Genomic DNA, 12,750 nt, shown 5'->3' with positions numbered 1-12,750 from the left:
CGTGACCTTTTTTTATTTCTTAAAGAAAGAAATCTTATTTCTTGTTACGGTTACCATAACGGCTCATGAACTTATCAACACGTCCGGCTGTATCGACCAACTTAGACTTACCAGTGTAGAACGGGTGAGAAGTGTTAGAGATCTCGACCTTTACCAACGGATAAGTTACGCCGTCGATCTCGATCGTCTCTTTAGCGTTAATAGTAGAACGAGTGATGAATACATCATCGTTTGACATGTCCTTAAATACTACAGGACGATAATTTTCAGGATGAATACCTTTTTTCATTGCTTTATTATCTATTTTAATTTATACTCTGTATATATTTGGTAACCGGTATTTTGGCTTGCAAAGGTAAGGGTTTGCCACAAACAAACAAAGAAAATCGTATTATTTTTTTCAAGGGCGTTGATTTTGTGTTATTTTATATGCTTTGAAGCATCATTTGTCGTGAATCTTGATTATCTTTGTGCAAGTTTTTAATCATTAACGTAATAACATAATAACAACTATGGTAAATTACAAAGATTTGGGCTTGGTGAACACAAAAGAAATGTTCGCTAAGGCTATCAAGGGCGGATATGCTATCCCTGCTTTCAACTTCAATAACATGGAACAGATGCAGGCTATCATCAAGGCTGCTGTAGAGACAAAATCTCCGGTTATTTTGCAAGTTTCAAAGGGCGCTCGCCAGTACGCAAACGCTACTTTGCTTCGTTACATGGCACAGGGTGCTGTTGAATATGCTAAGGAATTAGGTTGCCCGAATCCTCAGATCGTTCTTCACTTAGACCATGGTGATACGTTTGAGACTTGCAAGAGCTGTATCGACTCTGGCTTCTCATCTGTAATGATCGACGGTTCTCACCTTCCTTATGAAGAGAACATCGCTTTGACTAAGAAAGTTGTTGAGTACGCTCATCAATTCGATGTAACTGTAGAAGGCGAGCTTGGTGTATTGGCAGGTGTTGAGGATGAGGTTTCTTCAGACCACCACACTTATACCAATCCTGAGGAAGTTATCGACTTCGCTACTCGTACGGGCTGCGATTCTTTGGCTATCTCAATCGGTACTTCTCACGGTGCTTATAAGTTCACTCCGGAGCAATGTACGATCGACCCTGTTACAGGTAAGATGGTTCCTCCTCCATTGGCATTCGACGTTTTGGACGCTGTTATGGAGAAACTTCCGGGATTCCCTATCGTTCTTCACGGTTCTTCTTCTGTTCCTCAGGAAGAGGTTGAGACTATCAACAAATTCGGTGGCGCTTTGAAGGCTGCTATCGGTATTCCTGAAGAGTGGTTGCGTAAGGCTGCTAAATCTTCTGTATGTAAGATCAATATCGACTCAGACTCTCGTTTGGCGATGACTGCCGCTATCCGCAAGACTTTCGCTGAGAAACCGGCTGAATTCGATCCTCGTAAATATCTGGGCCCGGCTCGTGATAACATGGAGAAACTTTACAAACACAAGATCATCAACGTTCTTGGTTCTAACGACAAGTTATAATCGGAAGTTTCTTGATATAAATAAAGAAAGCCATCTCGGTATCGGGATGGCTTTTCTTTTGGTCTGTAGTTTAGTCTTTTAATACCTTACGAAGCGCTTCCAACATCGGATCTACGGTAAGATCGTTGCCGGTAGCTTGCTTGATCCACACATTCGGGGTGAGGCGGCCTTGCTTGAATATCCGGCTAACCTCATTCGCGAAATCCTTGCCATTGAGGTAGTTCTCTAGCTGGAACTCGATAATCTGTCCGAAAGCGTAGGCGGAAAGGTAGAGCGGATAACCGATCATATGGGAGTAAATCGCTAGAACGGTCTCGTCTTTTACACCGAATACCGGAGCGTAATACTTATTCCAGATTTCCTTGGAAAGACGGATCACGGCCTCCTGCAATTCCCCGGCGGTAGCGTTAGGATGTGCGTACATCCATTTCCATACGGAGATATCCAGCATGGAAACACCGCAAATCTCATACATGCTCCATATCTTATCCAAGATATCCATCTTTTCTTTTTCCGGATTCTCGTCTTTTATGCCCAGTAACTCAAGGTCTCTTTTCTGGAAGACAAAGGCCAGCGCTTCGGTGAAAGCCGTATTGGGAACTCCGTTGAGCATATAATAATCGACATCATATAATGAGATCGTTTGCTCTACGTTATGTCCGAACTCGTGGATGGCGATATTATATCCTTTGTAATCCATCCCTTGTGAAGGGATACGGGTACGTAAACGGGAACGCTGGCCTTTCATGGAGGCTCCCCACGCATGACCGGAACCACGGGCGGGATCGACTGCGATCTTATCCGCTAGATATTGGGCACGATCGGGGCTGAATCCTAGTTTCTGTAATATTTCCGGTAGCTTCTTTTCCATCGTTACCGCATCGGGATACAGGGTACGGGTTTGCTCGTTTAGCTTGTTCTCGTCCAGATTGCTACGGGCCTTGAAGCCATCGTACCATATATCGTAGGCTTCCAGTTTGCGTCCGAGGCGTTTGGAGATGATTTTCCCCACTTCCTTTAGTTCGGGGGCGGAAAGGAATTGATCGAACAGGGCTTCTACATCGTTGACATCTATTTCCATATCTTCCGTGAACTTACGGTCTATATAGGTGTTTCCCGTATATTTGTCTATACGCTGCATGGCGTTGAAGTTATTCAACATTTTCTGATAGCGGGCCGGGCTTTCAGGGGTACCTTCTAGTTCATTTCCTGCTTGAGATAACGTATTGGCGTACGGGTTCCATTCGTAACGATCCGAGTTGATCACCTCTTTCGGGATTTCTTGCGAGATGATTCGCTTCATGATCTCATATACCATCCGTTGTTTTTCCAATCCCTCTTTTCCTTTGTTATAATTGGCCTTGATCTCGTCGCGAAGGTTCCAATGGCAAAGTAAGCGCATGTCGGAGGGGAAAATGGTTTTTCCTTTAGGAGTTAGTAAATGCCCCATATAGATATTATAATCCGCTATGTAAATATCCGCGTCACTTTCCGTATCTGCGGCGGCTTGCTTTACTTCCGCCGGTATCCGTTCCGTAAACATATCGCCTAGCCGGGCGTAGGCCCATGCTTTACGGTCATTCCCTAACGCCTCTTTCTCCTTGAGAGTAAGTTGGGGAAAGTTGAGGGCGATGATGAAGCCGATCTTGTTGGCGTATAGATCGTCCATTAGGTGGGAACTGGGGCTGTAGGATCCGAATTTCTCATCGATGGCGTGTAGAGGTCCGGTATCTAGGTTCAAATTTCGTTGCAGACAGAGTACCATCTCGTTGAAATTGCCATTGATACCTTCAATATACTCGCTGATCTTGAGGAAAACTTGGTCTTTTTCGGCGGGATCGGATAGATAATTCTCCCGGCAGAAGGTTTGAAACGCTTGCTCATCCCCATCGGAGGTTTGCCAGAGGCGGGCTACTTGCTCGACACCCTTTGTGATTCCTGCTTGATTCTTAGCGTCCTTGGCTATTAGCTCGTCAATCGTAGCTTTTACGATAGAAGGCTGGATGCTGGCTTGCCCTTGCATAAAGCTAAAGGCGCAGGCCAGTAACATACAAATACGTACGACTTGCTTTCTCATGGTATGTTTGTATAAAGTTATTTAAAACAAATGTATGAATAATATTCGTATCTTTGGCCGATTTTTCTAATTGAGTAAAAAACAAAGAGATGAAAAAGTTACTATGTATGTGGATGGTCGTATGCGGCCTTTTGTTGATTCCCGGAAACATGAAGGGACAGTCCTTGAAAGATATCTTAAATTCATCTGCCGTAAAGAACGCCGTGACTTCTGTCACCGGAGGGAAAGCCGTGACTTTCGAGAATTTACAGGGAACTTGGATGTATGTGAACCCTGCCCTGCAACTGGAAGGTGATAATGCCTTGAAGAATGTAGCGGGAAGCTTGGCGGCTACCGAGGCAGAGAAGAAAATGAAGGAATATTGCGCGAAAGTAGGTATCGTGGAAGGTGTATTTAATTATGTCTTTAATTCGGATAGTACGTTTACGAGCGCATTGAAAAGGGGAAGCCTGAAAGGTACTTATTCGGTGAATCCAGAGGATAAAACGGTGACGTTACGGTATACGGTAGGTAATAAGAAGCTGACCGTTTCTACGCTTACCGCCCATGTCGTCCTTTCTGGTAATGAGTTGACATTGCTTTTTAACGCGGACAAATTACTGAAGTTCTTGAGCACGGTTTCTTCTATATCCAGCAATACGACCTTGAAAGCTATCAATAAGTTGGCAAGTGAATATGATGGCATGATGCTGGGTTTCGATTTGAAGAAATAATGTAATATGATACGATTTATACCGAGGCGTTATTGGGCAGTAATAGCGGTTGCGTTGGCATTGACCATGTCCGTGTTGGACGGTACGATTGTCAACGTGGCGCTTCCTACCTTGTCCCGTGAATTCGGGACATCCCCTTCCTCCACGATCTGGATTGTCAACGCTTATCAGCTGACGATTACGATGTCTCTTTTATCATTCTCTGCTTTGGGAGATATTTATGGATATAAGCGGATTTTCTTGATCGGGACGACAATATTCTGCTCAACGTCATTATTCTGTGCCTTATCCTCGTCTTTCGCCATGTTGACGGTCGCGAGAATATTGCAAGGGATCGGAGCCTCGGCTATCATGAGCGTGACGACCGCTTTACTTCGTATTATTTATCCTCCTCAATATATAGGGCGGGGAATGAGTATCAATGCCATGGTCGTGGCGGTATCGATTGCTGCCGGGCCGTCGTTGGCGGGCGCTATCTTATCAGTCGCTTCTTGGAATTGGTTGTTCGCTATCAACGTACCTTTAGGGATTTGCGCGATTATAACGGGTTATTTTCTTTTGCCTCAAAATCCTTGCAAGGATGGGCCGAAACGAAAGTTTGATAAGATCGGTGGAATCTCGAATGCCCTGACTTTCGGATTGCTGATTTATTCGTTGGAAGGCATCGCCCATCATGAGAACTGGAGAATGATCGCTTTACAGGTTCTTCTTCTATTGGTGATCGGAACATTTTTTATCCGCAGGCAACTACGGCAGGAGGTTCCGATATTGCCATTGGACTTGATGCGGATTCCGATATTCGCCTTGTCCGTATTATCCTCGATTACTTCATTTACGGCACAGTTGTTGGCGATGGTATCATTACCCTTTTATTTGCAAAATGTGGCCGGAAGAAATGAGGTGGAGACGGGGCTGCTGTTGACTCCTTGGCCGGTAGCGACGATCTTGATCGCTCCGGTGGCCGGGAGGCTGATCGAGAAATATCATCCCGGATTGTTAGGCGGTATCGGAATGGTGGTGTATGCGACCGGACTTCTTCTATTGGCTTTATTGCCGGAGCAACCCACCAATATGGATATCGCTTGGCGATTGATGCTTTGCGGTATGGGTTTCGGCCTGTTCCAGACCCCGAATAATAGCACGATGATATCGGCCGCCCCTCGTTCCCGGAGTGGCGGGGCGAACGGTATGCAAGGTACGGCACGACTGTTGGGGCAAACGCTGGGGACGACATTTGTCGCTTTGATCTTTAGTGTTACCTCTGCCACCGATAGTATGCCGGTTTGTATGTATGTAGCGATCGGTTTCGCTTTAGTCGCCGCTATCGTGAGTTGTCTCCGTATCTCACAGCCCGTTCCCATGCGTGGAAGGTGAGTAGGAAGATACGATTTCTAATAGGGTCTCACCGTAGTTCTCTATGATCTTTTTGCCGATTCCGGGTATCTTCAACAGTTCTTTCGAGTTCGTGGGCAAAGTGTTGCAAACGCCAATTAAGGCTTTCTGTTGCAAGATCGTGTAAGGAGGCAACTCCTTTTCTACGGCAAGCTCGTATCTCCATTGTTTCAAACGGGCATATAGCTCAGGATGTAAGACATCCGTGGAGACGGGGATCTTTTCCGCTTCCGTCGATTTCCGCGTCGATTTCTGCTTGCTGGCAACAGCCGACTCCTCAATGTTCGCTTTAGCCTTGGCGGATAGATAGTCGATGAGACGAAAACCATCTTGGCAGGCTTTTAATGTAGCGACCTTGATCGTAAGCTCATCGCTGAAAGCTTTTAATGCGGATGTAAATGCCTTACGGGCCTCTTTATTGTCGATCTCTACATCGGAAGCCTCTATCAAAGGGAGGCAATAGGTCTCGATCTTTTCCAGAAAGTAAGCGCAACCTTTTCGGATGCGGTCTTGTATATGCTCGTCCGTATCATAGAGATTCGTGCTGGAGATCATACGGGTGAGTTGCTGGCAGAAACGTTCGCCTACTTCTACTATATCCGAACGGAAATAATCCCGTACCCGGGGATATTGGTTGCTTAATTCCGGGTATAGTTTTTGCAGATGGGTGTATGCCGCGTAAGATGTATATTGCAACTTTTGTTGTACGGGATTGAAGTCGAATAGCTCGGTTGCCAATCTCAAATAATACTGTTGTTGGGCTTGACGCAGTTGGTCTTCACACGGTTGACGCTCCGAGAGGGAAGAGGTATAACTTAATATCTTCTCATCGCTAATCATGGCGTTTCGAGTGATCGGGCTACTTAATACCATTCCTTCCAATGTCTTGCAACGGCTCAAAGCAACGTAGACTTGTCCGTGTGAGAAGGCGGCGGATGCGTCGATGATGGCATGCTCGAAAGTCAAGCCTTGGCTTTTATGGATCGTGATCGCCCAAGCGGTTTTCAGTGGGTATTGGCTGAAAGAGCCGGCGATTGTCTCCGTGATATCCTTCGTGTTCTCGTCGATCGTATATTTCACGTTTGTCCATGTCTCCCGGTCTACGGTGATATCGTTTCCTAATTCGTCGGATACGATAATCTTGCTCGGGCTGATGAAGACAATTCGGCCGATCTTTCCGTTATAATATCGCCTTTCGCCGGAAGAGTCGTTTTTTACGAACATGACTTGAGCGTCTTGCTTTAGCTCCAATACCTCGTCGGTCGGGTAGGAGTAAGCTGGAAAGTCATCCTTGATCTCCGCCTTGTACGTATAAGCCGGGCCGGGTAATTCTTGCAACTTCCGGTTATTGATTTGCTGGGCTTGATAATTATGGGTTGTCAGCGTGATATAACCTGCTTTGTCATTTGGTTTAAAATTGGGGATATAACGTTGGTTTAAGGTGTGTAGCGTATTCTCGTCGAAGCGGTTTTCCCGGATATTGTTCAATAAGCGTACGAACGTATCGTCCGCTTGGCGATATACTTGAGTTAATTCGATGCAAAGATAATCACTTTCGGAAAGAGCCTTACTGTCAAAAAAGAAGGGAGAGGCGTAATGTTCTCTCAACAAATTCCATTCGTCCTCCTTCGCTACGGGGGCTAATTGTTGTAAATCTCCGATCAATAATAATTGAACGCCCCCAAAGGGTTTATTCCTATCCCGATAACGACGTAGCATATCACTGATAGCATCCAGCAAATCGGCACGTACCATACTGACCTCATCAATCACGAGCAGGTCCATACTACGGATGATATTGATCTTATCCCGGCTGAATTTATGAGAATAGGATTTATTTTGCCCGGAGGCCATTTCGCTACCCGGTATATACGGTCCGAAAGGTAGCTGAAAGAAGGAGTGAATGGTTACCCCTCCCGCATTAATCGCCGCCACTCCGGTAGGTGCTACCACAATCATCCGTTTTGGGGAAGTCTCTTTAAGTTTTTTCAAGAATGTGGTCTTTCCTGTTCCCGCTTTTCCGGTAAGGAAGATGTTGGTTCCGGTATTTTCCAGATAGTTGAAGGCAAGGTCCAATTGTAAATTCGTCTGCATCATATTTAAGCTGTTTAGGTGAATTCACAAATGTACGTATAATCTTTCAAACGTCCTTCTCAAATGGAAAATAAACGGAGTAACTGCGCTAAAATCTACATCCCTTTTTCCTTTTTAGGAAGAGATTGATATACGATATCGTAGGATTGTTTTATAAGCTCTTTGATCTTGTTGTCGGGTACATCTTGATTAAAATAGACACTAATCCAGTATTTTTTATTCATATGCCAACCGGGTGTTATGCCAGAGTATCGAGCTTGCAACTCTCCCGATTCATTCGGGTCACATTTGATACAGCAAAAATCAAATACTTCGATATTTACGAAGCAGAACCATTTACTTCCTACATAAAAGCAAAGAACGTCCCGACTGTATTTATCAGGAACATTCGTGAAAGGCATTTTTTCATAAACACCATTCAACGAAAGGCAATATTCCCTAAACTCTTCAATATTCATAACATTCGTATGTATGATAGATTATAGCGATATCCTATAGACTAAGAAACTCAATGGTTGGACGGAGACTTCAGTAGCGGGAGCCTCTAGTTCCACCGCTGATTCAATGGGTATGACTGTTTCCGGTTTACCCAATGTGTTCTTCGCTTCTAAGTCTGAGGCATGTAAGACCATCAACTTTCCTTTATGCTTGCCGGATGAGATTCCGTTTAGGTTTAATTGGATCTTTTTGCTCTGGATGCCGGTATTGACGATTTTGATGATGAGCTCGTTTGTGCCTTTGTCGAGGGCGGCTGTGGCGAATAGCTCGCTTTGCCCGGTAACGGCTTCTTTGTTCATCGTCAGGGGCAATACGTTTGTTCCGGCATTGTGCCCGTATAATTGTTGTACATAGTAGTTAGGAGTTTTCACGATGTTTAGGTTGTTGAACCAGATTAAGTCCGGACGCCATTGCCACGCATCGACATGTGCGAATAAAGGGGCGTATGTACATAATTCCACCACGTCGGCATTCCGTTCAAGACCGGTCATAAACGCAGCCTCGCATAATGCGGTCAGGAAGCTATTCTCCCGGTTAGTCGGGTGGCAAGCATATTCACCGGCGAACACTTTGGGGCCTTGCCGATCATACGAATCATATCGTTTGGCACTATTTAGGAACCATTCCGGTGAGCGATAGAAATGTTCATCCACCAGATCTACTTTTAAGCGTTTCATCTCCGGCCATAGATATTCGAAATCTTTTCCTTCCGAATCAGGACCGGAACTGCCGATGATTTTGATCTCCGGATATTTGGCTCGGATGGCTTTCACGAATGGTTCGAGGCGTTCGGGATATAATGGTCCCCATTGCTCGTTGCCGATAGCGATAAATTTCAGATTAAAAGAAGCCGGATGCCCCATATCCGCACGCACTTTGCCCCATTGGGAGGTAATCGGGCCATTGGCGAATTCGATTAAGTCCAAGGCATCGTCTATATAAGGTTGTAATTTATCTACCGGCACATGCTGGTCCATACCCTCATTCTCAAACTGGCATGACAGCCCGCAATTCAATACAGGCAGGGGCTCGGCTCCGATATCTTCGCTTAATTGGAAATACTCAAAGAATCCCAAACCGTAAGATTGATAATAATCCGGGAATTTCTTGTGAGGAAATGTATAATTCCATCGGCTGATATTGATAGGCCGGTTCTCTACGGGGCCTACCGTATTTTTCCATTGGTAGCGTGTGGCGATGGTTGTACCCTCAACGATACATCCACCCGGGAAACGAAAGATTCCCGGCTTTAGATCTTTCAACGCTTGTGCCAGATCGCGGCGTAGGCCGTTCGTGCGATTGTTGAATGTTTTTTCCGGGAAAAGGGAGATATGTTCCATATCCAAAGTACCTGCCGTTTCCATCGTGATGCGTAGGCGTGATTTAGCCTCGGTAGCTTTGGGAGACAAGATAACGGAATATTTCTTCCAGTCTTTTCCTTTTATCTCTAGGTGTTGTGTCTCATAAATATCGTTATCCCTGTTTACTAATTCAATACGTAGTTTGATCGGGTTATTGGTCTCGGTACGGGCATATAAGGAAAAGTCGTAATTTTCGTCAGCCTTTATACCGATACCTTTGAAGCCTTCGTTCTCCAGACCGGTTCCGGTGATTTGCCCGGTATAAGTCAGGTGTGCGTAATGGGGGTTTTTGTTGAAACAGGGATTCTTCTCAGCTATACTTACATCGCCGAAAGGCTCCCAACCTCCCCATGGATTCTCAAACTCGAAGGAGCGGTTCTTGATTAGCTCCGCATACAATCCTCCATCTGCCCCGAAATTGATATCCTCGAAGAAGATTCCATACATGGTTGACTGGATAGGCGAGCCTACTTTCTGTATATCGATGTCAAACTCATGGACAGGAACGATGTCTTGTGCGGTCATGCAGTTTACACCTACACTTAAGAGGAATAAAGCCGCGGTTTTTTTCATGTTCTTTCTTCTCATATTCTATGTTTTTCAATAAATAAAGATTTAGACAATCAAATTCGCTATCATCTGTATAAACAAGATCAGGAATACCATCGCTATCGGATAAACCGTCGCATAAGCCACGCTTGGGGCTGGGCTGTCTGTCATAGAATCTGCGGCGGCAAGTCCCGGGGTACTGGTCATACCGCCGGCGATTGTTCCGACTAAATCGAGAATGTTGATCTTAAAGAAATAATATCCGGCTAATACAGCTACGATCATAGGGATCATTGTTATAGCGATACCGACTCCGAATAACGTTAAACCGCTTGATTGGAAAATGGAAACTAGGTTTACACCGGCAGATGTCCCTACTTCGGAGAGGAATAGTAATAACCCCAATTGGCGAAGCAGGTTATTAGCGGAACCGGACATAGACCAGATGATCGGACCTGTTTTTCCGATGGCGCTTAATACCAAGGCAACCATAAGGATACCGCCGGTCAGTCCAGGAGAGAATGAGAAGGAATCCGAGAAGGATATATTTAATTTTCCAAACAATACGCCTAATACGATACCCATAGCGATCGGGAAAAAGTCCGTATCTGAAAGACGTTTCTCGTCATTGCCAATGAATTGGGCGAGTTCATTTACGCTTTCTTTCTCGCCGGCGACCATCAACTTATCTCCAAACTTCAACACTAAATTAGGTTCTGGAGAAAGGTCGATTCCGCTTCGACGCACACGGGTTACCGTACAACCGAAAGTGCCTTGTAAATTTAAATGCCCTAGCGATTTATTGATAATGCTCTTATTGGTAAGTAACAAGGATTGCAAAGTCTGTCCGCCACTTAACGGTAAATCTCCCTCGACACGTTCTCCCAACAATAATGTCAGTTGCTCCAAGGCTTTGTCATTACCTACGGCCTTCAATAAATCACCCTCGTGAAGTGAGGTATGGGGAGTTGGCATAGAAATGACATTGTTGTGCTTGATACGGGAGACTACCGCTCCGGTCATGGCCCGTACCTGCAATTGAGCCAAACTCTTTCCGCAGATGTTTTTATTCGTGACTTTAAATGCGGCGGTATGTAATGTAGGATATTGGCTTTTCCTTTGGGTTTCCAGCGCTTTAGCCTCAGCTATCAAATCCTTGCGAAGCATTTTTGGCAATAGCTTCACGAAAAGGATCACACCGATTACGCCGAACGGATAAGCGATACCATAGGCGATGGATGCTGCGGATGATTGCGTGGAGTCGATCGCTACCGCTAAACCGGGCGTACTCGTCAATGCCCCAGCGATCAGACCGACGATACTCGGGGTATCGATATCCAAGATATACTTGAATAAGATTCCTGTCAGGCATGCCGAACCGACAATTAATAACGTCAGGATAATGAGTGTCTTGCCTTTGGAACGGAAGGAGTCGAAAAATCCGGGGCCCGCTTGGATACCAATGGTAAAGATGAATAACACCAACCCCATATTCCCTAATTCCTTGGGTATGATAACCCCGAAATGGCCGAATAACAAGGCGATGAAAATAACTGCCGATACATCTAGCGAAAGACCTTTGATCTGTATCCGGCCTAGCATGAATCCAAGCGCTATGATCAGAAACAGGGCAAAATAAGAAGACTGAAGTAATGTTTCAAACATGTCAGATAGTTTTGAAGTGAAGCTGTTAAAGATGCAAAATTAAACTTTTTAGTCCATTCAGGCAACGGCTTGGCTGGATTTCTGTACCTTTGTGCCATATTTTAGAAAAGATAAAGTAAAGAGTATAAGCGTGAGACGATATTTTATATATCTGGGGTATAACGGAAAGAATTTTCGGGGTTGGCAGATCCAGCCGAATGGTATGACGGTGCAGCAATCTATAGAGGAGGCCTTGGCCATCTTGATGCGTAAGCCCGTGCCTATTGTGGGGGCCGGCCGTACCGATGCCGGTGTACATGCCCGCTTAATGATCGCCCATTTTGATTGGGAAGGACCGATCGAGGATTTGGCTTTCCTTGCGGAAAAATTAAATAGGCTGCTGCCTAAAGATATCGCCGTTTATAAGATCGTGCCTGTCGTACCGGAAGCGCATGCCCGCTTCGACGCCACTTCACGAACCTATAAATATTATATTACTACAAGGAAAGACCCGTTTAATTACGAGCTGGTTTATAAGCTTCCCGGTCGTTTGGATTTCGAGGCGATGAACGAGGCGTGTAAGGTCTTATTCGATTATATCGATTTTACGAGTTTCAGTAAGTTGCATACGGATGTAAAGACGAATAATTGCCATATCCAACATGCGGGTTGGACGCAAGAAGGGGATATTTGGGTGTTTACGATCCGTGCAGACCGTTTCCTTCGTAATATGGTGCGTGCGATCGTTGGTACTTTATTGGAAGTCGGAAGAGGACGTTTAACGATAGACGGCTTCCGAAACGTGATTGAGGCAAAGGATCGTTGCAAGGCCGGAACCTCCGTGCCGGGACACGCCCTGTTCTTGGTAGACGTCACGTACCCGGAAGAACTCTTTCCTGTGGAGGGTTAAA

10 protein-coding genes are annotated in these 12,750 nt (G+C 45.3%); 4 read left to right on the top strand and 6 right to left on the bottom strand.

Annotation, left to right across the window (positions count from 1 at the left end; translation table 11 throughout):
- Positions 1–34 precede the first annotated feature (34 nt).
- Complete coding sequence (locus CI960_RS14835) at positions 35–289, bottom strand: type B 50S ribosomal protein L31 (protein ID WP_005854707.1); 255 nt, start codon at positions 287–289, stop codon at positions 35–37.
- A 223-nt stretch (positions 290–512) separates the two neighbouring features.
- On the opposite strand from CI960_RS14835, the gene CI960_RS14830 reads away from it, so the two are divergent.
- Positions 513–1,511 carry a class II fructose-bisphosphate aldolase gene (locus CI960_RS14830; RefSeq protein ID WP_005854709.1) on the top strand — a complete coding sequence of 333 codons (999 nt, stop codon included), beginning with the start codon at positions 513–515 and terminating at the stop codon, positions 1,509–1,511.
- 70 nt (positions 1,512–1,581) lie between these two features.
- Here CI960_RS14830 and CI960_RS14825 read toward each other — a convergent pair whose 3' ends face one another.
- On the bottom strand, positions 1,582–3,588 hold the full coding sequence (locus tag CI960_RS14825) for a hypothetical protein (protein WP_005854711.1): 2,007 nt from the start codon (positions 3,586–3,588) through the stop codon (positions 1,582–1,584).
- Between the two features lie 89 nt (positions 3,589–3,677).
- Between CI960_RS14825 and CI960_RS14820 the strand changes: the two genes are divergently transcribed.
- Positions 3,678–4,301 carry a DUF4923 family protein gene (locus tag CI960_RS14820; RefSeq protein WP_005854712.1) on the top strand — a complete coding sequence of 208 codons (624 nt, stop codon included), beginning with the start codon at positions 3,678–3,680 and terminating at the stop codon, positions 4,299–4,301.
- A 6-nt stretch (positions 4,302–4,307) separates the two neighbouring features.
- The gene (locus tag CI960_RS14815; protein WP_005854714.1) at positions 4,308–5,675 is read left to right on the top strand and encodes an MFS transporter; all 1,368 of its coding nucleotides are present in this window, start codon (positions 4,308–4,310) and stop codon (positions 5,673–5,675) included.
- Here the strand turns inward: CI960_RS14815 and CI960_RS14810 are convergent.
- From CI960_RS14810 to CI960_RS14795, 4 genes are all read right to left on the bottom strand, one after another.
- Positions 5,646–7,790: an HRDC domain-containing protein gene (locus CI960_RS14810; RefSeq protein WP_005854716.1), complete on the bottom strand. Its 2,145-nt coding sequence runs from the start codon at positions 7,788–7,790 to the stop codon at positions 5,646–5,648. The two genes, CI960_RS14815 and CI960_RS14810, sit on opposite strands and share 30 nt — an antisense overlap.
- A 92-nt stretch (positions 7,791–7,882) precedes the next feature.
- A complete protein-coding gene (locus CI960_RS14805; protein ID WP_005854719.1) occupies positions 7,883–8,245 on the bottom strand; it encodes an MmcQ/YjbR family DNA-binding protein in 363 nt (120 codons plus the stop codon).
- Positions 8,246–8,266: 21 nt separating this feature from the next.
- Positions 8,267–10,234, bottom strand: coding sequence for an alpha-L-arabinofuranosidase C-terminal domain-containing protein (locus CI960_RS14800; protein ID WP_005854721.1), 1,968 nt, complete (start codon positions 10,232–10,234; stop codon positions 8,267–8,269).
- 27 nt (positions 10,235–10,261) lie between these two features.
- Positions 10,262–11,860, bottom strand: coding sequence for an aspartate:alanine exchanger family transporter (locus CI960_RS14795; protein WP_005854723.1), 1,599 nt, complete (start codon positions 11,858–11,860; stop codon positions 10,262–10,264).
- 130 nt (positions 11,861–11,990) lie between these two features.
- Between CI960_RS14795 and truA the strand changes: the two genes are divergently transcribed.
- The gene (truA, locus tag CI960_RS14790; protein WP_005854725.1) at positions 11,991–12,749 is read left to right on the top strand and encodes a tRNA pseudouridine(38-40) synthase TruA; all 759 of its coding nucleotides are present in this window, start codon (positions 11,991–11,993) and stop codon (positions 12,747–12,749) included.
- The last annotated feature ends 1 nt before the right edge of the window (position 12,750 follow it).

It is taken from the genome of Parabacteroides sp. CT06, assembly GCF_002257605.1.
In the GTDB taxonomy this organism is placed as follows: domain Bacteria; phylum Bacteroidota; class Bacteroidia; order Bacteroidales; family Tannerellaceae; genus Parabacteroides; species Parabacteroides distasonis.
The sequence above is the reverse complement of the archived record's forward strand: the minus strand, read 5'-3'. Positions and strand labels throughout refer to the sequence as shown.

Excerpts from the sequence above, each read along its gene's own strand:
- CI960_RS14835 (WP_005854707.1), bottom strand. The coding sequence starts at position 289 with ATGAAAAAAGGTATTCATCCTGAAAATTATCGTCCTGTAGTATTTAAG.
- CI960_RS14830 (WP_005854709.1), top strand. The coding sequence starts at position 513 with ATGGTAAATTACAAAGATTTGGGCTTGGTGAACACAAAAGAAATGTTC.
- CI960_RS14825 (WP_005854711.1), bottom strand. The coding sequence starts at position 3,588 with ATGAGAAAGCAAGTCGTACGTATTTGTATGTTACTGGCCTGCGCCTTT.
- CI960_RS14820 (WP_005854712.1), top strand. The coding sequence starts at position 3,678 with ATGAAAAAGTTACTATGTATGTGGATGGTCGTATGCGGCCTTTTGTTG.
- CI960_RS14815 (WP_005854714.1), top strand. The coding sequence starts at position 4,308 with ATGATACGATTTATACCGAGGCGTTATTGGGCAGTAATAGCGGTTGCG.
- CI960_RS14810 (WP_005854716.1), bottom strand. The coding sequence starts at position 7,790 with ATGATGCAGACGAATTTACAATTGGACCTTGCCTTCAACTATCTGGAA.
- CI960_RS14805 (WP_005854719.1), bottom strand. The coding sequence starts at position 8,245 with ATGAATATTGAAGAGTTTAGGGAATATTGCCTTTCGTTGAATGGTGTT.
- CI960_RS14800 (WP_005854721.1), bottom strand. The coding sequence starts at position 10,234 with ATGAGAAGAAAGAACATGAAAAAAACCGCGGCTTTATTCCTCTTAAGT.
- CI960_RS14795 (WP_005854723.1), bottom strand. The coding sequence starts at position 11,860 with ATGTTTGAAACATTACTTCAGTCTTCTTATTTTGCCCTGTTTCTGATC.